The sequence below is a fragment of the Bradyrhizobium sp. CCBAU 25360 genome (assembly GCF_028128695.1).
Classification (GTDB): domain Bacteria; phylum Pseudomonadota; class Alphaproteobacteria; order Rhizobiales; family Xanthobacteraceae; genus Bradyrhizobium; species Bradyrhizobium ottawaense.
Map to the genome: position 1 here is coordinate 743,201 of NZ_LBJA01000001.1, position 21,740 is coordinate 764,940.

At 63.8% G+C, this 21,740-nt stretch carries 22 protein-coding genes and 1 pseudogene; 7 read left to right on the plus strand and 16 right to left on the minus strand.

Going from position 1 to position 21,740, the window contains the following annotated elements:
- Positions 1-26: 26 nt before the first annotated feature.
- From XH81_RS03330 to XH81_RS03350, 5 genes are all read right to left on the minus strand, one after another.
- Positions 27-1,919 carry a TRAP transporter large permease gene (locus tag XH81_RS03330; RefSeq protein WP_271595749.1) on the minus strand — a complete coding sequence of 631 codons (1,893 nt, stop codon included), beginning with the start codon at positions 1,917-1,919 and terminating at the stop codon, positions 27-29.
- On the minus strand, positions 1,916-2,941 hold the full coding sequence (locus XH81_RS03335; RefSeq protein ID WP_271595750.1) for a TRAP transporter substrate-binding protein: 1,026 nt from the start codon (positions 2,939-2,941) through the stop codon (positions 1,916-1,918). Before XH81_RS03335 ends, XH81_RS03330 begins: the two co-directional genes overlap by 4 nt.
- 177 nt (positions 2,942-3,118) lie before the next feature.
- Positions 3,119-4,129 (minus strand): transketolase family protein, encoded by a 1,011-nt coding sequence (locus tag XH81_RS03340; protein ID WP_271595751.1) that lies wholly within the window; start codon positions 4,127-4,129, stop codon positions 3,119-3,121.
- A complete protein-coding gene (locus XH81_RS03345) occupies positions 4,126-4,965 on the minus strand; it encodes a transketolase (RefSeq protein ID WP_271595752.1) in 840 nt (279 codons plus the stop codon). The genes XH81_RS03340 and XH81_RS03345 overlap by 4 nt, the downstream gene beginning before the upstream one ends.
- A 22-nt stretch (positions 4,966-4,987) precedes the next feature.
- Positions 4,988-5,737: an SDR family NAD(P)-dependent oxidoreductase gene (locus tag XH81_RS03350; RefSeq protein WP_271595753.1), complete on the minus strand. Its 750-nt coding sequence runs from the start codon at positions 5,735-5,737 to the stop codon at positions 4,988-4,990.
- Positions 5,738-5,847: 110 nt separating this feature from the next.
- Between XH81_RS03350 and XH81_RS03355 the strand changes: the two genes are divergently transcribed.
- Complete coding sequence (locus XH81_RS03355; protein WP_271595754.1) at positions 5,848-6,744, plus strand: LysR substrate-binding domain-containing protein; 897 nt, start codon at positions 5,848-5,850, stop codon at positions 6,742-6,744.
- A gap of 108 nt (positions 6,745-6,852) precedes the next feature.
- Here XH81_RS03355 and XH81_RS03360 read toward each other — a convergent pair.
- The 4 genes and pseudogenes from XH81_RS03360 to XH81_RS03375 form a co-directional block, all read right to left on the minus strand.
- Positions 6,853-7,222 (minus strand): annotated as a pseudogene (locus XH81_RS03360) (transporter substrate-binding domain-containing protein); the annotation flags it as partial.
- A 176-nt stretch (positions 7,223-7,398) separates the two neighbouring features.
- The gene (locus XH81_RS03365; RefSeq protein WP_271595755.1) at positions 7,399-8,385 is read right to left on the minus strand and encodes a peptidyl-alpha-hydroxyglycine alpha-amidating lyase family protein; all 987 of its coding nucleotides are present in this window, start codon (positions 8,383-8,385) and stop codon (positions 7,399-7,401) included.
- A gap of 38 nt (positions 8,386-8,423) precedes the next feature.
- Positions 8,424-9,095, minus strand: a complete 672-nt coding sequence (locus XH81_RS03370; RefSeq protein WP_271595756.1) for a 4-carboxy-4-hydroxy-2-oxoadipate aldolase/oxaloacetate decarboxylase — start codon at positions 9,093-9,095, stop codon at positions 8,424-8,426.
- Positions 9,096-9,191: 96 nt separating this feature from the next.
- Positions 9,192-10,163, minus strand: coding sequence for a LysR substrate-binding domain-containing protein (locus XH81_RS03375; RefSeq protein ID WP_271595757.1), 972 nt, complete (start codon positions 10,161-10,163; stop codon positions 9,192-9,194).
- 202 nt (positions 10,164-10,365) lie between these two features.
- On the opposite strand from XH81_RS03375, the gene XH81_RS03380 reads away from it, so the two are divergent.
- The 6 genes from XH81_RS03380 to XH81_RS03405 are packed head-to-tail and all read left to right on the plus strand — an operon-like array spanning position 10,366 to position 15,016.
- On the plus strand, positions 10,366-11,124 hold the full coding sequence (locus XH81_RS03380) for an SDR family oxidoreductase (RefSeq protein ID WP_271595758.1): 759 nt from the start codon (positions 10,366-10,368) through the stop codon (positions 11,122-11,124).
- Positions 11,121-11,630, plus strand: coding sequence for an acetyl-CoA carboxylase biotin carboxyl carrier protein (locus XH81_RS03385; RefSeq protein ID WP_271595759.1), 510 nt, complete (start codon positions 11,121-11,123; stop codon positions 11,628-11,630). Before XH81_RS03380 ends, XH81_RS03385 begins: the two co-directional genes overlap by 4 nt.
- Positions 11,630-12,985 (plus strand): acetyl-CoA carboxylase biotin carboxylase subunit, encoded by a 1,356-nt coding sequence (gene accC, locus XH81_RS03390; protein ID WP_271595760.1) that lies wholly within the window; start codon positions 11,630-11,632, stop codon positions 12,983-12,985. The genes XH81_RS03385 and accC overlap by 1 nt, the downstream gene beginning before the upstream one ends.
- Entirely contained in the window at positions 12,982-13,644 is a 663-nt protein-coding gene (gene pxpB, locus XH81_RS03395) for a 5-oxoprolinase subunit PxpB (protein ID WP_271595761.1), read from the plus strand. Before accC ends, pxpB (XH81_RS03395) begins: the two co-directional genes overlap by 4 nt.
- Complete coding sequence (locus XH81_RS03400) at positions 13,641-14,624, plus strand: biotin-dependent carboxyltransferase family protein (RefSeq protein WP_271595762.1); 984 nt, start codon at positions 13,641-13,643, stop codon at positions 14,622-14,624. Before pxpB (XH81_RS03395) ends, XH81_RS03400 begins: the two co-directional genes overlap by 4 nt.
- Positions 14,609-15,016 (plus strand): acetyl-CoA carboxylase biotin carboxyl carrier protein, encoded by a 408-nt coding sequence (locus XH81_RS03405; RefSeq protein WP_271595763.1) that lies wholly within the window; start codon positions 14,609-14,611, stop codon positions 15,014-15,016. Before XH81_RS03400 ends, XH81_RS03405 begins: the two co-directional genes overlap by 16 nt.
- Here XH81_RS03405 and XH81_RS03410 read toward each other — a convergent pair.
- The 7 genes from XH81_RS03410 to XH81_RS03440 all read right to left on the minus strand — a co-directional run bounded on the left by XH81_RS03410 (position 15,009) and on the right by XH81_RS03440 (position 21,654).
- The gene (locus XH81_RS03410) at positions 15,009-15,776 is read right to left on the minus strand and encodes a LamB/YcsF family protein (protein ID WP_271595764.1); all 768 of its coding nucleotides are present in this window, start codon (positions 15,774-15,776) and stop codon (positions 15,009-15,011) included. The two genes, XH81_RS03405 and XH81_RS03410, sit on opposite strands and share 8 nt — an antisense overlap.
- 35 nt (positions 15,777-15,811) lie before the next feature.
- Positions 15,812-16,789, minus strand: a complete 978-nt coding sequence (locus XH81_RS03415) for a biotin-dependent carboxyltransferase family protein (RefSeq protein WP_271595765.1) — start codon at positions 16,787-16,789, stop codon at positions 15,812-15,814.
- Positions 16,786-17,481 carry a 5-oxoprolinase subunit PxpB gene (gene pxpB, locus XH81_RS03420; protein WP_271595766.1) on the minus strand — a complete coding sequence of 232 codons (696 nt, stop codon included), beginning with the start codon at positions 17,479-17,481 and terminating at the stop codon, positions 16,786-16,788. The genes XH81_RS03415 and pxpB (XH81_RS03420) overlap by 4 nt, the downstream gene beginning before the upstream one ends.
- 238 nt (positions 17,482-17,719) lie before the next feature.
- Complete coding sequence (locus XH81_RS03425; RefSeq protein ID WP_271595767.1) at positions 17,720-18,814, minus strand: ABC transporter ATP-binding protein; 1,095 nt, start codon at positions 18,812-18,814, stop codon at positions 17,720-17,722.
- Between the two features lie 10 nt (positions 18,815-18,824).
- On the minus strand, positions 18,825-19,889 hold the full coding sequence (locus XH81_RS03430; protein WP_245003409.1) for an extracellular solute-binding protein: 1,065 nt from the start codon (positions 19,887-19,889) through the stop codon (positions 18,825-18,827).
- A 29-nt stretch (positions 19,890-19,918) separates the two neighbouring features.
- Positions 19,919-20,722, minus strand: a complete 804-nt coding sequence (locus tag XH81_RS03435) for an ABC transporter permease (protein WP_192893110.1) — start codon at positions 20,720-20,722, stop codon at positions 19,919-19,921.
- Positions 20,722-21,654, minus strand: coding sequence for an ABC transporter permease (locus XH81_RS03440; RefSeq protein WP_271595768.1), 933 nt, complete (start codon positions 21,652-21,654; stop codon positions 20,722-20,724). Before XH81_RS03440 ends, XH81_RS03435 begins: the two co-directional genes overlap by 1 nt.
- Positions 21,655-21,740 lie beyond the last annotated feature (86 nt).

Sequence of the window (21,740 nt, forward strand, 5' to 3'; positions counted from 1 at the left end):
TTCCCGCGAGGGCGCCTCGCCCTTTATCAAAGGAAGCCGATCGCGAGCCAGGGCACGGCGGCAACGATCAGCGTGCCGATCAGGAGCGCGATCATATAGCCCACGATCGGCTTCATGCCTTCGTCAGGATTGATGCGGCTGATGGCGCAGGCCGCGTAGTAGCCGACGCCGAACGGCGGCGCGAACAGGCCGATGCCCATGGCGAGAACGACGACCATCGCGTAGTGGACGTCGTGCACCCCGACCTGCCGCGCGATCGGGAACAGCAGCGGCCCGAACAGGACGATGGCCGGGATTCCCTCCAGCACGCTGCCGAGGATAACGAAAGTCACGATCGTCACGGCCAGGAAGACGGGGACCCCGCCCGGAAGGCCGGTCATGAATTTGGCCAGAGAGGCCGAAAATCCCGATTGGGTCAGCGCCCAGGCCATGCCTGTGGCCGCGCCGATAATGAGCAGAATTGCCCCCGATAACGAAGCTGTCTCGACGAGCATCGGATATATACGACGCCAGTCGAACTGCCGATAGATGAACAGACCCGCGCCGACCGAGTACAGGATGCCGATCGTCGAGACTTCCGTCGCCGTCGCAACCCCTTCGACCACGGCGGTTCGGATCACAAATGGTAGCGCGATGGCGGGTATCGCGATCACGAAGGCGCGGCCGATCTGCCGGCCGGTAGCCCGTTTGACGTGAGACAGGTCTTCGCGGCGGTACCGCCACCAGACGACGGCAGCGAGCATGACCGCGAGCACCAAGCCCGGAAGCAGCCCGCCGGTGAACAGCGCCGAGATTGACACGCCCGTCACCGAGCCGATGGTGATCAGGACCAGTGAAGGAGGAATGGTCTCGGTTTGCGCTCCGGTTGCCGCCAGGAGTGCAACGAGATCGCCGGGCTTGGCGCCACGCTGCCGCATCTCGGGAAATAGGACGGGTGCCACCGCAGCCATGTCCGCCGCTTTGGAGCCGGAAATGCCCGAGACCAGATACATCGCTCCGACCAGCACGTAGTGCAGACCGCCGCGCACGTGGCCCAGCAGGCTCGCCAGGAAGCTGACCATGGCGCGTGCCATGCCTGTCATCTCGATCAGGAGGCCGAGAAAGACGAAGAGCGGCACGGCGAGCAGGATCAGGTGGCTCATGCCCTCGTCCATCCGTCCTATCATCACCACGTCGGGCGTGCTGGTCGTCAAGGCGAGATAGCCGACCGTCGCTAGACCAAATGCGAACGCGATCGGCACAGCCGCAAAGACCATCGCCCCCACAACGAACACGAAGAAGATCAGGAGGTTCAAATTGCCGAGCGGCTTCAAGACGGGAGCGAGCAGAACGAAGGTCGCAATGATGCCTGCGACGAGCGCTAAGGAAGCCAACAAGCTGCGCGGGCTCGCGATGCGCATGAGGCGGAGCACCGCTGCGATCAGCATCAAGCTGATGCCGATCGGTAGCGCCGCCGCGCGCCAGCTGTTGACGATCTCGAGCGCCGGCGTCGTGACAAAGGCCTCGTCGGCCGCAAATTCATAGGCCGGCCAGACAACGAGCGCAAGAAATGCCAGCGATGCTGCGGCCGCTACGACATCCAGGAACGCGCGATGCTCCGCACTGAGAACGCCAACAATAGCCGTCATCCGCATGTGTTCGCCGCGCTGGAATGCGATCACGGAACCGAACATGGCCAGCCAGAGGAAGAGAATGCCGGCAAGCTCGTCGGACCAGATGATCGGCGAGTGGAACACGTATCGCCCCACGATGCCGGCAGACAGCACAGCGATCTCCGCCAGCACGAGCAGTGCTGCCGGGACCGCCACGACATGACCAAGCACCGTGTTCGCCGTTATCACCCAACTGCGCCGGCCTGCATGCGGGGCGCTGGCCGCCACACCGGCATTGACGTGGGGCGGATGGCTCACGCCGGTCATGATAGCTGGCCCGCGGCTTTTTCGAGCTGCGACCATGCCTCCTCGCCAAACTTGGCTTTCCAGTCGGCGTAGAAGCTGGTTTTGGACAAGGCCTGGCGGAAAGCGGCGCGATCGACGTCGATGAATTTGAGGCCCTTGGCCGAGAGATCGTTGCGCAGCGACTGGCTGAGCTTTGCGATGTCGGCACGCTGATCGACCGCGGAGCGGTCGAGCTCGCGCGTCACGATCTCCTGCACGTCCTTGGGCAGGCGCTCGAAGGCACGCTTGTTGCCGAGGATCCAGTAGCCGTCCCAGACGTGCCCCGTCAGGCTGCACGTGCTCTGCACCTCATAGAGGCGCGCGGTCGCGATGATGGGCAATGGATTCTCCTGGCCGTCGACAACTTTGGTCTGCAACGCGGAATAGACCTCGTTGAAGTTGATCGGCGTCGGCCCGGCGCCGAGCGCCTTGAACAGCGAGGTCAGCAGCGGCGCGGGCGGAACCCGGATCTGGAAATTCTTCAGATCATCCGGGGTGCGGATCTCGCGGCCGGACGAGGTCACCTGGCGGAAGCCGTTGTCCCAGGCCTTCGACACCGCCATGATCGGCGTCTTGGCGATCTGCGCCCGGATGTAGCTGCCGAGGTCGCCATCCATCGCCTTCCATACGCTGTCGTAGTCGGTGAATGCGAAACCCGTGTTCACGATGCCGGAGCTCGGCACCAGCGTGGCAAGGATCGAAGACGATTGGTTGAAGAACTCAACGCCGCCGCTGCGCACCTGGCTCAGGAGCTCGGTGTCGGAGCCGAGCTGATTGGCCGGGAACAGCCTGATCTCCAGCCGTCCGCTGGTCGCTTCGCGGATGCGGTCGATCGCCTCCTGCGCGCGGATGTTCACCGGATGGGTCGGGTCCTGTCCGGTTGCGAACTTGTAGACGAACTCGGCGGCAGACGCCGGACGGGTCAGAATCCCGCAGAGAGGTACCGCGCTCGCCGCGATTAATAGCGAACGGCGGCTGATGCGTCCGGGTTTCGAGACAGTCATGTTTTCCTCCTGGTCCTGTATTGACGTTGTGCCGGCTGCATGAGCCTGCGCTGTTTTCAGCTCTCCGGGCTCTTCGCCGGCCCCATTCGGGCAACAGCCATCGCTCGCCCGCCGCAATATGCAGCGGGCGGAACACTTCACTCGTATTTGGCCTGGCTGGCGCTTAGTGCCGGTGCGCTAAAGCCACTGCTTGATCTGCCTTGCGACCTCGGCGGTGGAAATGCCGTAGCGGTCGTGCAGCGTCGGAAGTGCGCCGGCGTCAAGAAATTCGTCAGGCAACGCAATCTGGCGGAACGGCGGATGAACGCCGGAACGCATCAGGAGTGCGGCAATCGCCTCGCCAAGCCCGCCGATCGTCGTGTGGTTTTCGGCAACGACGACCAGGCGGCCTGATTTGCCGGCTTCACGCAGGATCGTCTCGGCGTCGAGCGGCTTGATGGTCGGAACGTGGAGCACCGCGGCATCGACGCGGTCGTTCGTCAGAGTTTGCACCGCCTCGAGCGCACGCATGGTCATGATGCCCGATGAGATGATCAGGACGTCCTTTCCGTCACGGATCAGCTTGGCCTTGCCGAGCTCGAACTTGTAGTCGTATTCGTCCAGCACGACCGGCACCTGGCCCCGCAGCAGGCGCATGTAGACCGGTCCGTGATGCGCCGCAACGGCGGGCACCACCTGCTCGATTTCATGGGCATCGCAGGGGTCGATGACCGTCATGTTCGGCATGGCGCGAAACAGGGCGATATCCTCTGCGGCCTGATGGCTCGGGCCATAGCCCGAGGTCAGACCGGGCAATGCGCAGACGATCTTCACGTTGCGGTCTTCCTCCGCGATCGTCTGATGGATGAAGTCGTAGGCACGGCGCGAAGCGAACACAGCGTAGGTGGTTGCGAATGGCATGAAGCCTTCGGCGGCAAGGCCTGAGGCCGCGCCGAACAGAAGCTGCTCGGCCATGCCCATCTGGTAATAGCGGTCCGGGAATTCCTTCGCAAAGATGTGCAGGTCGGTGTATTTGCCGAGATCGGCCGTCATGCCGACCACATCGGGACGGCTGCGCGCGAGATCGACGAGCGCGTGTCCAAACGGCGCCGGTTTCGTCTTTTGCCCTTCAGCCGCGATCGAGGCGATCATGGCCGAGGTGGTCAGGCGCGGTTTGCCCGGCGGGGGTGCTGATCTGACGGTCTTCATGCCTGCCTCCCGGCTTCCAGCGCTGCCAGCGCAAGCTGCCATTCGTGCTGCTCGACGCGGATGAAATGGTTCTTCTCGCGCTGCTCCAGGAAGGGAACGCCCTTGCCCATCAGCGTATCGGCGACGATCATCCGGGGTTTTGGCTCGGGATGAGACTTGGCGACATCGAACGCGGCAACCACGACGTCGAGATCGTTGCCGTCGATGCGCTGCACAAACCAGCCAAAGGCCTGAAGCTTCTCGACCAGCGGTTCGAACGCCATGACCTGCGTCGAAGGACCGTCCGCCTGCTGATTGTTAACGTCGACGATGCCGATCAGATTGTCGAGCTTGTAATGGCCCGCCGACTGGATGGCCTCCCAGACCGAGCCCTCGTCGAGCTCGCCATCCGAGAACAACGTGTACACCCGCGCGTCGGATTTCTTGCGCTTGAGCCCGAGGCCCATGCCGACGGCGATGCTGAGCCCAAGCCCGAGCGAGCCGCCCGACATTTCCATTCCCGGCGTATAGGAGGCCATCCCCGACATCGGTAAGCGGCTCTCGTCGCTGCCATAGGTTTCGAGTTCTTCCTCGGGGACGATCCCGGCCTCGATCAAAGCCGCATAGAGCGCGATGGCGTAGTGCCCGTTCGAGAGAAGGAAGCGATCGCGCTCCTCCCAGGACGGATCGTCCGGCCGGTAGCGCATCGCGTGAAAGTAAGCCACGGCGAGAACGTCGGAGATATCAAGCGCCTGGGCGATATAGCCTTGGCCCTGGACCTCGCCCATGCGCAGCGCATTGCGGCGAATATTGTAGGCGCGGTCCGCCAGCTTGGGCGTGTTGGTCAGCGTTTCCATCGATCTTGACCTTGTCTTGCGCTCAGTGGATGAGCATGCCGCCGTTGACGTCGATCACGGCACCGGTCACGTAGGCGGAGAGATCCGAGGCCAGGAAAGTGTAAATGCCGGCGACGTCATCTGCCGTGCCGAGGCGATTGAGCGGAATGCCTTCCAGGATCTTCGTCGTCATCTCGTCGGTCAGCTTGCCGGCCGTGATATCGGTGCCGATCAGACCGGGCGTGACGCAATTGACGCGGATGCCGTCCGGGCCGAACTCACGGGCCATCGCCTTGGCGAGACCGAGCACGCCAGCCTTCGCGGCCGAATAGTGCGGACCGCCAAAAATTCCGCCGCCGCGCTGGGCCGAAACCGAGGACATGCAGGCGATCGATCCGGACTTGCGCGCGCGCATGTGCGGGATCACGGCCTGGGAGAGGAACAGAATGCCCTTCAGATTGACGTCCTGAATGCGATCCCAATCAGCCGGCGAGATATCGAGGAACCTGACCGGTTGGGTGATGCCGGCGTTGTTGATGAGAATGTCGATGCTTGCGAAGGATTCGATCACGCGAGCGACGGCCTGCTCGCAGGATGATTTGTTGGCGACGTCGCATTGCAGGCCAATGTGGGACTTGCCAAGCGATGCCGCGGCATCCGCCGCCGCGCTCGCGTCAATGTCGAGAATGGCGACCCGAGCGCCCTCGGCGGCGAACCGCCGTGCGGTGGCCAGCCCGATGCCGCGCGGCGAGGCCGCGCCCGAAATGATGGCCGTCTTAGCGCTGAGCAGCATCAGTTCCTCCCGCAGATTGTTTTTCCTTGGCAAGGCTAGGAATGGCCCGCGGACGCGCAATAGACAAACGCACAGTTGTCACGGATCGATGAATCTGGTTCACTTATGGAATGCTGTCGAATGTCCCGATATCGGCAATTCGCGCCTTTGAAGCCGCCGCTCGCACGGGATCATTCCGCGATGCGGCGAATGAGCTTCACCTGACGCCGAGTGCCGTCAGTCATGCCATCCGCAAGCTGGAGGACACGCTTCGGACCGTTCTCTTCGAGCGCAGTGCGCGATCGGTGCGGCTCACGCCGGCCGGCGAAAACCTGATGCGCCACACGGGAGCGGCCTTCGACCAGCTCCGCCGTGGTCTGGAGGAAGTCGCGGCGCGCGGACCACAATTGGTGCGCGTCCATTCGGCACCCAGTTTTGCCGCGCAGTGGCTTGCGCCACGGCTTGCACAGTTTCTCGCCGCTTATCCGAAGCTCGAGGTTCGACTGGCTGCAAACACGGAGTACGCGCGCTTCAGCAATGATGATTTTGATATCGACATTGTTTACGGTCCGCCGCGCGCGGAGGGGGTAGAGGTTCTTCCTCTCCCGGAGGAGACGGTCACCCCGCTCTGCTCGCCTGCCCTCGCAAAATCGATCAGGAAGCCTGCCGATCTCCTCGATCAGACGCTGATCCGCTCTGACGTGAAGCAGATTCAGTGGCACCAATGGTTCACCGCCAACGGATTGGAGGCCCCTGCGCTCCACGGCATGAGATTCGATCGCAGCTTTCTCGCGATCGCGACAGCCGCGGAGGGCCTGGGAGTAGCGCTAGAATCAACGCTTCTGGCCGAACGCGAACTGGCGAGCGGGCGATTGGTTGCGCCACTGGCAGGACGCGCCAACGATATCCGCTACGTCGGCCATCGCCTGATCTACCCGCGGGCCAGCCGACAGAGATCGGCGGTACGAGCCTTTGCAGATTGGCTCATGGCGCAACTCGATGGCGAAAATGCCATTTCCCCCCGCTGAAGTTCTTCGCACCACGTTCGATAGTACACACACGCGCGGCGAAAGAGCAGCCAGCGGGCGGCTAAGCATAAAGCTTGCTCCAATGGATGTGAATGGCGCCAACTTAGGTCATGGGAGCGGCGTGAACTTCAACTGGCTGAGCGGCGCGACCTTATCGGTGCGTGTTCTTAAACTCGGTGCTCGAACCGAGCCACTTGTCCCAGAGTTGGTTGATCTCGCCGGCCTGGTCCATCGCGAGCAGGGTCTCGTTGATCTTCGCGAGCAGCGCCGGCTCGTCCTTCTTCATGCCAACGCCGATCGGCTGCAGCACCATGGGCTCCTCGATCATCTTTCTGCCCGGCCTCCTTGGACTGGTTCACGAGCTTGGTAATGGTCATGCTATTCCGACGGCCTCGTTCTGTTGAACCGCCATGAAGGCCGAACCAGTATCGACGAAAGTCAGCGGGTCGGATTCGTTCATCTTGATCGCAAGTTCCGCATCGATTGCTCAAGATCACGAATTGCAGGGTTGGCTCGGGGAGAGGTGCGTACCGGCGCGCGAGTCGTGGCACGATTTCCGGCAGGAGGCAGGATATGGTCCGAACCGTTACCCAAGTGGAGCAACGAGTCTGAGGCTCGTTGAAATTCGCGCGCTATAAGGGATTGTGAAACGGTCTAGCGCGGAACGTCGGCCACCTTCTCCAGCTTCTGCAGGCAACGCGAAGTGCGGACCACGGCCGGCATCTTCTCGTCAGGGAAGTTCGTCTTCCAGTCGGTGACGCCGACCTCGCCAACGTACATGTCGCCTCTGGAGTCTAGCGCGATCCCATGCGGCGCGAGGAACTTGCCGCTCGCAAGACCGGGGCCATCCTCGCCGCCGAGCCGCGCGATGCGCTTGCCCTTGGCGTCCACGATCGACAGCCGCGGGCCGAGATTGGGCACTTTGCGGTTGACCGGCATGGCGGGACCGAGTTCGCCGATGACGAAGGTCGGGTTCTTAGCCCCGCCGCAGCGGCACAGCGCGCACGGCCGGTGGAGGTTATTCCACTGCGCCTCGTATTTGCCGTTGCCGTCGAACACCTGCACGCGATGGTTCTCGCGGTCGGCGACATAGACCCAGCCATCGGTATCAGCGACGATATTGTGCACGATGTTGAACTGGCCGGGATCGGTGCCGGGCGCGCCCCAGCTCTTGATCAGCTTGCCGTCAGGCGTGAATTTGTGGATGCGGGCGTTGCCGTAGCCGTCGGAGACGTAGATCTCGCCCTTCGGCGACAGCGCGGTGTGGGTGCAGCGATGGAAGGGCTCGCCACTCATGAACGGCGCCGGCTTTGCTGGGATGCCGATCGTCAGCAACACCTTGCCATCGGTGGTGCATTTGCGCACGGTGTGGTCGCCGTCGTCGGTGCAATAGAGGTTGTCGTCGGCATCGATATGCAGGCCGTGGGCGCGGGAGAAAAGCCCCTCGCCCCAGCCGCGCAGGAAATTGCCGTCGCGGTCGAACACCACCATCGGATGGGCACCACGGTTGAAGACGTAGATGCGATCCTTGCTGTCAACCGCGACAGAGGCGACATCGGTGAGCTGCCAGCCGTCTGGCAGCTTCGCCCAATTGTCGATGACGCGATAGCGATGCTCGCCCGAGCCGAGAATGGCTGACACCTGATTTCCCATAACTGCGTGCTGCGGCGCTTGCGCGCTCAGGCGAAGGTGCAGCCCTTGGATTCGAGCACCTTTCCGATGCCAGAGAGCTCGAGGATATCGCCACCGGCCTTGAGGGCCTTCATCACGCCGGCTTCCTTGTCCTCGCGCGCCGCCGACTTGACGCAGACATCGGCGATGTTCTCCTTCGGCACGATCACGACGCCATCGTCATCGGCGTTGACGATGTCGCCGGGACGGACGGCGATGCCGCCGATGACGATCGGCTGATTGATGGTGCCGAGGGTCTCCTTGACGGTGCCCTTCATGCAGAGGCCGTAGGAGAAGACGTTGAAGCCGGTGTCACGTACCGCAAGGCCGTCGCGAACGCCGGCATCCGTGACCAGGCCGACGATGCCCTTGGCGACGCAGGCCGTCGCCAGCACCTCGCCGAAGCCACCCTGCTCGGGATGATCGCCCGCGCTGACCACGAGCACGTCGCCTGGCTTGGCCAGCGAGATCGCTGTGATCAGCATCATGTTGTCGCCGGGGTGGCAGCTCACGGTCAGCGCCGGTCCGCAGGCGCGCATGCCGGAATAGATCGGCTTGATGCGGGAGGTCAGCGCGCCCGATCGCCCCTGAGCCTCGTGCAGGGTCGACGGAGGAAACTTCTTGATGCGCTCGACAAGCTCGGCGGCGGGCCGATTGAATGTCCTGATCACATGCACCATGAAAACCTCCTTACGAGCGCGATCTCCGTTACACCTCCATAACCAACGGCCTTGAGGCGGCAAATTCAGAATTTGGGATTGCCGCATCGTGTTTCGTTATGGCTCGTGCTTCGGCCCGTCCAGAGGCGACGTCGGGCCACCCGTGGCAATCGCAGCCGAGCCGGGCTGGGCATCGAACGGCCCCCAGGTCTTGACGATGATCTCGAGCAGGATCTTGTAGACGGCGAATGCGGCGTCGGAGAGCGGGGCGCTGTCGGAGATGCAGAGCGACATCTGCTGCGAAGCCGACGGCGTGTTGATCCGCCGGATGCAGAGTTCGTCGAGGTTCGGCAACTCCTGTGCGATCGACATGGGCAGCACAGCCGCCCCCACTCCAGCGGCAATCGCGGAAGAAAGGGTCGATTGGGAATGGATCTCGGCGACGATGCGCGGGCGGAGCCCGACCTCGGCGCAGACCCGTTCCACCGTCTGCCGCAGGAAGGATTCCCGATATGGCAGAAGCAGGTCGAATTGCGCGACCTCCGCCGCCGAAACGTCCTCCGAAGGCATCTTCTCCGGATACATGCTGCGGGGCGCGACGAAATAGAAGTACTCGCGCATCAGCGGCTTGTAATCGAGACCGGTCACCGGGCGTTCGCCGTAGAGGACGGCCATATCCATGCTCCCCTTTAGCATCATCTCGCTGAGCATGACCCCGGAGCTGTCGTAGATGTGCGGCACGATGCCGGGGTAGCGTTCGCGTATCTGCGTGAGCAGCGGGGTCGCCAGCAATGCCGCTGAGCTGAGCGGGGCCAGACCGATCGTGACGTTGCCGGTCAGCTCCGGCTTGTTGTCCAGAATGGTGCGCCTGGCTTCTTCGATTTGCCGCTGGATCGATTTGGCGTAGCGGTAGAGGATTCGTCCGGCCTCGGTGGGCTTGACCCCGCGGGCGCTGCGGTCGAGCAGCTTGCACTTGAAATCCGCCTCCAGGCTCGCAATGTGCTGACTCAGGGCCGGCTGTGCGACATTCAGCACCTTCGCCGCGCTCGTCATGCTGCCGAGATCCACAACCTTGATGAAGGCCTCCAAACGTTTCGTATCCAATACGGCGTCTCCGGATATCCACTCAGGGAGCAATGCAGCAGCAATAGGCTGAAGCTATGGGATCAGAAGGAATTGTTCTTACCACTGGGAACCTGACGGGCCTATAGCTAGTGCTGAACTCGTCCGCCGCTCGCGTTGCAGCCGACACCACCAGCGGGTCGGGACGGTAGCAGAGGAGCCCTCGCGGATGGGATTTTCGGACTATCGGACGGCCCTGGTGACGGGCGCATCCTCCGGAATAGGGGCTGCGACGGTTCGCCGCCTGAGTGCGGAAGGGCTCCAAGTCTACGCCGTGGCCCGAGACGCCACGCGCCTGAGCGCCCTGTCGGCAGAGACCGGATGCCGCCCCTGCGCCGTCGATATCAGCGACCTCGATGCACTTGCGGCCTTGGCGAAGTCGGCCGAGTTCGACGTCCTGGTCAACAATGCCGGCCAATCCCGGCGCGGAAATATCCTGGACACCACGCCAGAGGATGTCGACGCCCTGATCGACGTCAATCTGCGTGCGGTCCTGCATCTGACGCGGCTGATCGTGCCCGGCATGGTGCGCCGCGACCGCGGCCACGTCGTCAACATCTCCTCGATCGCCGGCCATTACGCATTCGGCGGCGGCAACACCGTGTATCACGCCACGAAGGCCGGCATTCACTCGCTGTCGCAGCAACTGCGTGTCGATCTTTATGGAACCCGGGTCCGCGTCACCGAGATATCGCCCGCGCGGGTCGAAACCGAGGTTTTCGGCCGGCTGCTGGGTGACCTCGCCGAAGCCAAGCGTCGCTTCTTCGACGACTATGATTCACTTCAGCCCGAGGACATCGCCAATTCGATCGCATTCGCGGTTGGATCGCCGGCCCGCATGAATGTCGCCTTCATGGAAGTCCTGCCGACCCAGCAGGTCGTCGGCGGCCTCAATTTTGCACAGAAGAGCCGCCCCCCTGCGGAGTGACGCATGAACGCCCCGAACTCGACAGGCCCTCAACGCGGAACGTGACTGTGGACCTCGCCAAAATCGAACAACTCGTCGATCTCGTTACGCGCTCCTCCATCGCGGAGCTGGACCTTACTGAGGACGGCACCCGCATCCGCATCCTCAAGCGAGCGTCTGCAGGAGCTCCTGCGGCCCCGGCGCAGCCTGCAAACGGGGTCGAGGTTGAGGCCCCTGCTCTCCATCACAGGGAAAGCCCAGCTCCCGAGGCCAACGCCGACATCGTCGTGCCAGCACCGATGCATGGCATCTTCTTCCGGGCTGCGGCGCCGGACGAGCCGCCGCTGGTCGAGGTCGGCGCGCGGATCGAGGCTGGGCAGAAGATCTGCATCATCGAAGCGATGAAGACCTTCATCGATATCGCCGCCGAGGCGCCCGGCGTCGTGCTTGCGGTCCTCGCGGAGAACGGTGAGGAGATCGCAGCGGGGCAAGCCCTGTTCCGGATCGGTCCTGCGGGTTCATCCTGATGTTCGACAAGGTCCTGATCGCCAATCGCGGCGAGATCGCGTTTCGCATCCAACGCGCCTGTCGGGCGATGGGTCTCAAGACGGTCGTCATTCACTCCGAAGGTGACCGCGACGCGCGCTATGTCGCGCTCGCCGATGAGGCACTTTGCATCGGGCCCGCACCGGCGAGCAACACCTATCTCAACGTTGCGGCGATCCTGCTCGCAGCCGAGGCCAGCGGCGCCGAGGCGATTCACCCCGGCTACGGATTCCTCTCGGAGAGTGCAGAGTTCGCCGATCGGGTCGCGCGCGCCGGCCTCACCTTCATCGGTCCGCCGGCCGATTGTATCCGGATCATGGGCGACAAGGTCGCGGCCAAGCGCGCGATGCGGCTGGCGGGCGTGCCTTGCGTGCCCGGGCCGGACAGCGCCCTACCGGATGATCCGGCCGAGGTGCGCGCGATCGCGCGCGACATCGGATACCCCGTCATCATCAAGGCCGCCGGCGGCGGCGGCGGACGCGGCATGCGGATCGTGCGCAGCGAGGCCGCGCTGGACGAGGCGTTGGCGCTGACCCGCGCGGAAGCCAGCAAGGCCTTCAAAAACGCTGCGGTCTATATCGAGAAATTCCTTGAAAAGCCGCGCCATATCGAGATCCAGGTGCTGTGCGATCAACACGACAACCATCTCTGGCTCGGCGACCGCGACTGCTCGCTCCAGCGGAGGAACCAAAAAGTAGTCGAGGAAGCTCCCGCGACAGGTATCGACCGCGCGCTGATCGAGCAGGTAGGCGCGAGCTGCGTCGAGGCCTGCCGGGGGATCGGCTATCGCGGTGCCGGCACCTTCGAATTCCTTTACGAGGACGGACAGTTCTTCTTCATCGAGATGAACACGCGCGTCCAGGTGGAGCATCCCGTCACCGAGATGACGACGGGCATCGACATCGTCAAGGCGCAGATCCAGATCGCGCAAGGCGAGCCGTTGGGCATCGTGCAAGGCGACATCGCACGTATCGGCCATGCCATTGAATTCCGCATCAATGCCGAAGACCCCATGACCTTCGCGCCCTCGCCGGGCACGATAACGCGCTGGGATGTTCCCGGCGGCATCGGCATCCGCGTCGATTCGCATATCACCGCCGGCGCCACCGTTCCCCGGCACTACGACTCACTGATCGGCAAGCTGATTGCCCACGGCGGCACCCGCGACGAAGCTATGGCGCGTGCGCGCGTCGCCTTGTCCGAGCTGCGCGCCGAAGGCATCCGAACCAATGTGCCGCTCCACCAGGCGATCCTCACCGATCCGACCTTCTGCCGGGGCGGCTACGACATCCACCATCTCGAGCACTGGATGAATGAGAAGGTGGCCGCGCAATGACGGCGTCCGACCGGCCGCGGATCAGCCTGCTCGGGACATCGGCGCTCCTATTCGAGGCACCCGGCGCGTTCGACCTGCCGCACCAGCGGCGCATCTGGGCGCTGGCGGCCACTGCATCGAAATGGCCCGGAATCCGCGAGGCCATTCCTGGCATCACCAACATGATGCTGACTTTCGAGACGCCTCCGCGCGAGCTCGACACCCTGGTCGCCGCGCTCAACGACGGCTGGGACGCGGCGGAAGGCCTCGCGATCGGCGGCCGCGAGATCAGGCTACCTGTCACCTATGGCGGCGAGATCGGATCGCAGCTTCAGTCCGTCGCCGATAATTGCGGCCTGTCTGTCGACGACGTGGTCTCGATCCATGCCGCCCCGCTCTACACGGTGTTCGCGCTCGGCAGCCATCCCGGCTATTGCTATCTCGGCGGCATGGACCCGCGCATCACCATGCCGCGGCGGCAGACGCCGCTGCAACGCTCCGCGGGCGGCTCGGTGTCGATCGGCGGATCGCAGACCGGTGTCTCCGCATCGCCCGGCCCCAGCGGCTGGCACGCCATCGGGCATACGAGCTGGACCTTCTTCGATCCGTCCTGGCCGACGCCGGCTGCGCTCGCGCCGGGTGATACGATCCGGTTCGAGATCGAACGGGTGATCCGGTGATCGAGATCCTGTCAGTCACAGGGCCAGCCAGCGTCCAGGATCTTGGCCGCTTCGACCAGTATCGCTTCGGGGTCGGCACGTCGGGTGCGATGGACGATGTCGCCCTGCGTGCCGGCAACATCCTTCTCGACAACGACGAGAACGCCGCCGGCATCGAAATTCCGATGCTGCCGTTCAAGCTTCGTTTCGGCCGGGACATGGCCTTTGCTCTCACGGGCGCCGGTGTCGAGGCCGAGATCGCAGGACGCGTGATCCCGCCATGGTGGCGGTCGCACGCCCGTGCCGGAGATATTCTGACAATCAAGGCGATGCCCCGCGGCGCACGGCTCTATCTGACCATCGGCGGCGGCATCGACGTGCCCATGGTGCTGGGCTCGCGCAGCACCCAGTTTCGCGGCGAGTTCGGCGGTTGGCACGGACGGCCGCTCCAGGTGGGCGACATCCTGCCCTCTGCGGCATCCACCGCTACCATCGACGAGCTCGGGGTCGAGCCGGCCGAGATCACGCTGGCGCGGCCGAACACCGCCGCGGACGAGACCATCGTCAGGGTCGTGATTGCCGGCGAGTATGACGGGTTCGACGCCGCCACGCAGGCGCTGTTCTGGTCCAGCAGCTGGAAGATCACGCCGCAGAGCAACCGTTACGGCTACCGCCTGCAAGGCCCCGCCGTGAAGCCGAAGGCACCGATCGAGAAGCGCTCGCACGGAATCGTCCCCGGCGTCATCCAGATTCCGCCGAACGGACAGCCGATCATCCAGATGCGCGACGCGCAGACGTCCGGCGGCTACCCGAAGATCGCAACCGTGATCGGCGCCGATCTGTGGCGCGTCGGGCAGGCCCGGCTCGGCAGCAGTATGCGGTTCGAGCAAGCTGCTTACGCCGATGCGCTGGCAGCCGAAGCCGAGATGTCGACCTATCTCGATCGGCTCAGGACCAATGTGCGCCTTGTCGAGGAGACCCGAACATGCGGATCGAGCTGACCGACATCGCGCGTCTGGCGCAGATCCTCGAAAGGTCCGGGGTCGACACGATCGAGATCGAGGAGCCCGGCCAGTCCCTGAAGCTCGTCGTCGACACGGGACCGCGAATGGCCGTATCGCCGACGCTTGCCGCCTCCGCCGCCGACCATTCCGTCATCGCCAAAGCCGACGTCGCAGGGCATTTCCTTGCGGCTCATCCCTGGCGGGACAAGCCGTTCGTCGCACAGGGCCAGCGCATCGAGGCCGGCGCGATCGTCGGCCTCGTCAAGATCGGGCTCTTGTATGCGCCTATCGTGGCGCCGGCCGCCGGCACCGTCGATGCCGTGATCGCGCAGACCGGTGCAACGGTCGGCTACGGCACACCGATTGTGCGCATCCGCCCGCTCAGTTGAGCAGGACGGTTGCCGGCGTGACTTCGCCGCCGCCCTGCTCGATCACGCGGCGCACCGTGCCGGCAAGGTTGACCGATCCGGGCGTGTCGCTGTGGATCAGGATCGAGCGCGCCTCGACCTTGATCGACTTGCCCTCTATGGTCCCCACGGTGCCGCTGTCGAGGAAGCGCTTGACCCGCTCGGCCACCGCCTCGGTCGAGGTGATGACCGAGTTCGGAAGCTTGCGGGACACCAGGTGGCCGTGCTCGTCATAGGCGCGATCAGCCAGGAACAGAGTGAGGATGCGCAGGCCCACCTTGCGCGCGGCGCGCACGATCTCGGCGTCAGGCTGCGAGAACACGATGAAATCGCGATTGATGGTCGCAATCGCACGGGCAACGACATCGGCCATGTCAGGGTCGGCATTGACCATGTTGCCCATCGCGGCGTGGAAGCTGACATGGGTCACGCGATGGCCCGCATTGGCCGCGATCGCCTGCAAGGCGCCGATCTGATAGACCATGTGCTTCTCGAGCTCGGCGGCATCCATCTGGATCACGCGGCGGCCAAATCCGAGCAAGTCAGGCAGGCCGGGATGGGCGCCGACCTCGACCCCCTTCTGCTTTGCCAGGCGAACCATGCGATCCATGATGATGGGATCGCCGGCGTGGAAACCGCACGCGACGTTGGCCGACGAGATGATACCCATCAGCGCCTCGTCGTCGCAGATGCGATAGTTGCCAAAACCTTCGCCCATGTCCGAATTGATGCCGATTTTCATGCTCGTACCCTGCTCTTGTTATTGTTGACGTCCACTCAAAGCGCTCGATAGAGATCCGCGGTCGCGCGTAGCTTCGCGAGATAGTCGTTGACGGGAGCCATGGCCGCGACCGCGTCCTGATAGCTCACCTCACTGAAGGCGATGACCGATCCCGGTGCCGCCTGGCCGAGGCGCCAGAGGTCGGCCTGGATCACGGCCGCCATCTTAGGATAGCCACCGGCCGTATTGGCATCGCTCATCTGGATGATCGGCTCGCCGGCCGGCGGCACCTGCACGACGCCGGCCACCACACCGTGTGAGCGCATCTCGACCGGCGCGTCCAATGTCAGCTTGCCGCCGGCGAGCCGGTAGCCGCCTCGATCGCTCTGAGCGCTGATCTTCCATCGCGTCGACCAGAACGTCGCCTGCATCGCCTCGGAAAACAGGTCGTACTCGCCTGCCCGCATCACGCGTATCCGCAGCACGCGATCATCCGCTGGAGCGGCGCCTTCGATCGCGACATCCGGCGGCGCGACGCCGAAGTCGAAGCGGCCCTCGCCGCTGTGCGACGAACTCCCGATCGGCACGACGTCGCCCGCCTGCAAGGTACGGCCCTCGAGCCCGCCGAAGCCGCCGCGTACATGCGTACTGCGCGAACCCAGCACGCGCGGAACATCGACACCGCCGCCGAACGTCGTGTAGACCCGCGCACCACGCCGCGGCGCGGTGATCGCGAGAACGTCGCCCGCCTTCGCGCGCGTGCACCACCACGGCCGAACGGGCAATCCCGCCAGTGTCGCGTCGTGATCCGCGCCGGTGAGCGCAAATGCCGTCTCGGCCGAAAAGCGCAGGCGGAACGGAAAGGTCTGGATCTCGATGCCGGCCGCATTGTCGTCGTTGCCGAGCAGCGCATTGCCGGCGGCGAGCGCGACGGGATCCATGGCGCCCGAGGTGCTCACGCCGAAACGGCGCGCGCCGTGACGGCCCAGGTCCTGGATCGTGTTGAAGGCGGGGCTGGCCAGGATCTCGATCACAGCTCGATCCGATCGATCCTGAATTTGACACGGTCGCCCGGAAGCATGAGCGAGGGCTGCTCGGAATTCGGATCGAACATCACGATCGAGGCCCAACCGATGGCATTCCATCCATTCGGACTTGTCAGCACCGCGACGCCCGTCTGCATCCCACCGATGGTCACCGAGCCTGCGCGCATGTTGAGCGACGGCACGGATTTGCGCGGCATGGTGATGCGCGGATCGAGGCCGTGAAGATAGCCGAACCCCGGCGAGCTCGCGACCGCACAGACGGTGTATTCGCCTTCGCTGTGAATCCTGATGACGTCGCGCTCCGGCAGTCCGGCGCGGCTTGCGACTGCCGGCAAATCGAAGCCGAGCTCGCCGCCATAGACCACGGGAATCTCGATGAGCTTCCCGTCGGCCTTGCGGCCGGGCACACGATGCCACAGCTCGACGATCGAAGCACTGAGCATGCCGATATCCGCCGGCGGCTGCTCGAATACGAGCATCACATTGGTGACGCCAATGACAGCCTCCTGGACGTTGGGCCAGGTGGAAACCGCATCCGCAAGGGCCCAGATGCGGCCCTGCTGCACCAGGTCGAAATCACCCGGTGCCTCGACCAGCATCGCAAGCGTGCCGATCAGGCTGATCTTCGGGCTTTTCTCGATCGTGCCGACAAAAGGAGCGTTGGGCTGATTAATCGACAAAAGGGCCTCGCTGGTCGAACGCCCGTGGCGCTGCCACCCCTAAAGCGCGATGAGATTTGGATGAATCGCCATCGCGCTCCAGGTTGTTGTTACGCATGATCTTTTCGGAAAACCGCTTCGCACTTTTCCGGATCATGCTTTAGATCTAGCCAAGCAGCGCAAGCCGATCCAAGACGATGTTCGTCTGCGGGTATAAGGGATGTCGATTGCCCGCAAGACGCTGCACTCGCCTCCGGTTTCAGTGACGCGCAATGACGTGATTGCTCGGCGACTCCCACCGCGCCACGACTTCCTCGCCCACCGCGTATCGGAGCCCGGCCTGCTGCGACTGGTTCTGCTCGAACACAATGATCTGGCCGCCACTCGGTGTCTTGAGATAGTAATGACTGACGAATCCCCGATAGATGGCCTGGTCGACGCGCGCCGTCACGCTGTTGGCACTCTGCGCTGCCGGGCTCTGGCCAACACGCTCGACCACGATCGCCTCGGGCCTGATCGAAACCATCACGTCGCTGGCCGACGACGGGATCTGATCAACCTGAAGGCTGAGTTCGGGCGAGACACGAATGACCGCTCCGCTTCCGTTGCGCTGCTCGACGGGCCCCTGAAACAGATTTGACGCGCCGATGAACTGCGCGACGAATTTCGAGGCCGGACGCTGGTAGATTTCCGTCGCCGAACCGACCTGCTCGAGCTTGCCGTCGCGCATGACCACGATCTTGTCGGCCATCGTCAGGGCCTCGTCCTGGTCGTGGGTCACCATGATTGTGGTCAGGCCGAGCCTGCGCTGAAGCGCGCGCAGCTCGACCTGCATGCTCTCGCGAAGCCCCTTGTCGAGCGCCCCGAGCGGCTCGTCGAGCAGCAGCATGGCCGGCTCGATCACGAGGGCCCGCCCCAATGCGACGCGCTGCTGCTGGCCGCCGGAGAGCTGCGCCGGATAGCGCTTGCCGAAGCTGGAGAGCTGCACGAGGCTGAGCGCCTCGCCCACCTTCCTTGCGGCATCGGCCTTGGATATGCCGCGCATCTCGAGGCCGAAGGCGATGTTCTCCTCGACGGTCAGATGAGGAAACAGCGCGTAGTTCTGGAACAGCATCCCGACGTTGCGTCGATGCACGGGAACATCCGTCATCCTCTTGTCATTCACGAAGACGTCGCCGGATGTCGGGCGGATCAGCCCCGCGATCATGCGGAGGCAGGTCGTCTTGCCGCACCCGCTCGGACCGAGCAGCGCGACCATATGGCCGGGCTCGATCATGAGCGAGACGTCGTCGACCGCAACGGTGCGGTTATATTCCTTGCTGAGGCGGTCAAGCCTGACTTCGGAAGACCTCATGGCACCTGTCCTAGCTCGTAAACACCTGATTATAGCGCTCCAGCCACGGGCCGCGGCGGGGAACGATGAACTTCCAATCCGGCGTGAACAGTCCGAGATCGGTCGCCTTGGTGTCGGGATAGGCCAGGAACTTGGCCGTCTCCGGCTTGAAGTCGATGCCGCCGACGGAAGGGGCGCTGAGCGTCTGCTCGGACAGCATCTTGGCGACCGAGGGCTCCAGAATGCGGTTGATCAGGGCACAGGCGAGCTCGGGCTCAGGCGCATTCTTGACCAGAGTCATGCTGTTGATGCCGGTGAAGGCGCCTTCCTTCGGGAAGGTCATGTCGATCGGCATGCCCTTCGCCGTGTGCGGATAGATCGCCTTCGAGTATTCGATGCCGCCGATCGTCGCCTGGCCCTGGGCCACCTGGAGCACCTGTGCCTCGCTGTCGTAGATCGTCAGGACATTGGGCTTGAGAGCGGCGAGCTTGTCCCAGCCGCTATCGACCAGATATTGCGCCTCCTGCAGCGGCTTGCCGGTCGTGAGCGCCGTGGCCACGATGAGCATCAAGACGCTCTGGGTGTTCTTGGGCGTGTTCAAGAGGATCTGCTTGCGGTATTTCGCGTCGAAGATCTGCTCATAGCTCTCGAGCGGCTTCGTCACCTGCGGATTGATGAACATGGCCGCGCTCGAGATCGAGAATCCGACGCCGTAGCCATCCTCGAACAGGTACCGCTTATAAACCTTCTCGAGGTTGGGAATTTTCCCGGCGTCGAGCTTGTCGATCAACCCTTCCTGCTTGGCCTGGGGGATGCCGACATCGTCCATCATCATCATGCTGAAGCGCGGCGTGTCGCGGGTCGCGCGCAGAGCGGCGATGTTGGAGAGCGTCGCGCCTTCGATCGTGAAGACGCGGCACTTGAACTCGGCCTCGAACTTGGGAATGACCTCCTTCTGGATAAGCTTGCCCAGCGCGGAGTTGTAGACGCCGACGTGCAGTTGCTTGGCGTCCTGCGCCCACGACCGGCTGATGATCGTCGGGAAAGCAACCGCGGATGCACCGGCCTTAATGAGAGTCCTACGTGTCAGCTTCATGGGTCCAATCTCCATCTAACCAATGCACATCAGGCAGCCAGCGCGCGGCGAAGGCCGACCAGTTTCTCCAGTAGCAGCACGCCGACGATCGCCATCAGGATGATGATCGTCGACATCGCCGGCACGGAAGGGTCAAAGACGTTGACCAGTTGCCGCATCAGGACGAGCGGCACGGGCGAGTATTCGGAGTTCGCCAGCCACATCGTGACCGGGTAATTGTCGAAGGACACCATGAAGGCGAACAGCCCGCCGGCGGCGACGCCCGAGGCGATCTGCGGCAGCGTCACGCGCCAGAAGGTGGTCAGCCGGTTCGCGCCGAGGGTGCGCGCGGCGTCCTCCAGGTTCTCATCCACGAGCTGGAGGCTGGTGACCACGGTACGGATGACATAGGGCGACGTCACGACCACATGGCCGATCAGGAGGTTGAGGCGCGCATCCTGCGAGCCGAGCCTGGTGAGGACCTGAAGCAGCGCCAGGCCGGTGACCAAGGCCGGGAAGATCAGCGGCGACAGCAAGAACCCCTTGATCGCGGCCAGACCAAAGAACTTGCCGCGCACCAGCGCGAAGGACGCCGGCACGCCCAGCAGCAGCGAGCCCGCGGTCGTGCCGAGCGCAAGGAGGATGCTCAGCCTCATCGCCTCGAGGAAGTCGCGGTCCTGGAGAACCTTGGCATACCATTTCAGCGTGAAGCCCTGCGGCGGGAACGTCACGAAATAGGAATCAGAGACTGACACCGCCATGACGAGGAGCAGCGGCGCCAGGATGAACAGCATCATGCCGGCGGTGATGGTGTAGAGAATAAAGGCGCCGAAGCCGGAAAACCGCTCGTCCATCACTCGGCCCTCCTGAGACGCCGGCCTTCCAGAAGCCACATCGAGACGCCGTTCACCGCGAGGACCAGGCCGACGAGAACGACGGCGATCGCAGCCCCGAACGGCCAGTCGTAAACGACGAAGATCTGCTGCTCGATCAGATTGCCGAGCATGACCGCCGAGGCGCCGCCCAGGATCGCCGGAATGACGAAGGAGCCGGCGGTGAGTGAAAAGACCAGGGTAAAGCCCGCGACGAAACCGGGCATGCTCAGCGGCAGCGTCACGCGGAGGAACACCTTCCACCATGGCGCGCCCAGCATCCGGGCAGCATCTTCGAGGTTGGGATCGATCTTGCCGAGCGCCGAGGCCAGCGGCAGAACCATCATCGGGAAGAACACGTGCAGGGATCCGATGACGACGGCGGCCTCGGTGTAGAGGACCGATATCGGTGCGTCGACGACGTGCAGCGTCATCAGGATCCAGTTCAACATGCCCTTCGGACCGTTCTGAAGCACCAATTGCCAGCCGTATCCGCGAACGACGACGCTGACGATCAGGGGCGCGATGACGATCAGGGTGATGATGCGGGTGACCATCGGACGGCTCTTGACCATCACGAGGGCGACGGGATAGGCGAGCACCGTCGCAAGCAACGAGGTGATGATGCTGATACGCAGCGTCGTCCAGAGGACGCGCGCGTAGAGCTCGACGTTGACCAGACGGGCGTAGTGCGCGAGCGTGAACGGACGGCCGATGATACCGCGGCTGTCCTGGGTCTGAATGCTTGAGAGCAGCAGCCCTAGCGCCGGATAGAAGAAGAAGTACGTGAGGAACGCCAGCATCGGGATGGCGAGAAGCCCGACCGGGAGAGCGAGACGCCACCGCGATGCCCGCCGGGTTGCCGGTGGAGCTTGAACACCTAAGACTGCCACCGCATCGTTGCTGGTGGTCATCGCTGGCCGTCCTCGACTGCGCGATACCAAGGCATACCCCTCTGCTGCACAAAGCTTATGCGTCGGCATCCTACAGGACCAAGAAC

Bases quoted from the DNA above. Each gene is read 5' to 3' on its own strand.
- XH81_RS03410 (WP_271595764.1), bottom strand. From the start codon at position 15,776: ATGAAAATCGGCATCAATTCGGACATGGGCGAAGGTTTTGGCAACTAT.
- XH81_RS03405 (WP_271595763.1), top strand. From the start codon at position 14,609: ATGCGGATCGAGCTGACCGACATCGCGCGTCTGGCGCAGATCCTCGAA.
- XH81_RS03330 (WP_271595749.1), bottom strand. From the start codon at position 1,919: ATGACCGGCGTGAGCCATCCGCCCCACGTCAATGCCGGTGTGGCGGCC.
- XH81_RS03435 (WP_192893110.1), bottom strand. From the start codon at position 20,722: ATGGACGAGCGGTTTTCCGGCTTCGGCGCCTTTATTCTCTACACCATC.
- XH81_RS03335 (WP_271595750.1), bottom strand. From the start codon at position 2,941: ATGACTGTCTCGAAACCCGGACGCATCAGCCGCCGTTCGCTATTAATC.
- pxpB (WP_271595761.1), top strand. From the start codon at position 12,982: ATGACGGCGTCCGACCGGCCGCGGATCAGCCTGCTCGGGACATCGGCG.
- XH81_RS03340 (WP_271595751.1), bottom strand. From the start codon at position 4,129: ATGAAGACCGTCAGATCAGCACCCCCGCCGGGCAAACCGCGCCTGACC.
- XH81_RS03380 (WP_271595758.1), top strand. From the start codon at position 10,366: ATGGGATTTTCGGACTATCGGACGGCCCTGGTGACGGGCGCATCCTCC.
- accC (WP_271595760.1), top strand. From the start codon at position 11,630: ATGTTCGACAAGGTCCTGATCGCCAATCGCGGCGAGATCGCGTTTCGC.
- XH81_RS03425 (WP_271595767.1), bottom strand. From the start codon at position 18,814: ATGAGGTCTTCCGAAGTCAGGCTTGACCGCCTCAGCAAGGAATATAAC.
- XH81_RS03355 (WP_271595754.1), top strand. From the start codon at position 5,848: ATGCTGTCGAATGTCCCGATATCGGCAATTCGCGCCTTTGAAGCCGCC.
- XH81_RS03350 (WP_271595753.1), bottom strand. From the start codon at position 5,737: ATGCTGCTCAGCGCTAAGACGGCCATCATTTCGGGCGCGGCCTCGCCG.
- XH81_RS03345 (WP_271595752.1), bottom strand. From the start codon at position 4,965: ATGGAAACGCTGACCAACACGCCCAAGCTGGCGGACCGCGCCTACAAT.
- XH81_RS03430 (WP_245003409.1), bottom strand. From the start codon at position 19,889: ATGAAGCTGACACGTAGGACTCTCATTAAGGCCGGTGCATCCGCGGTT.
- XH81_RS03370 (WP_271595756.1), bottom strand. From the start codon at position 9,095: ATGGTGCATGTGATCAGGACATTCAATCGGCCCGCCGCCGAGCTTGTC.
- XH81_RS03440 (WP_271595768.1), bottom strand. From the start codon at position 21,654: ATGACCACCAGCAACGATGCGGTGGCAGTCTTAGGTGTTCAAGCTCCA.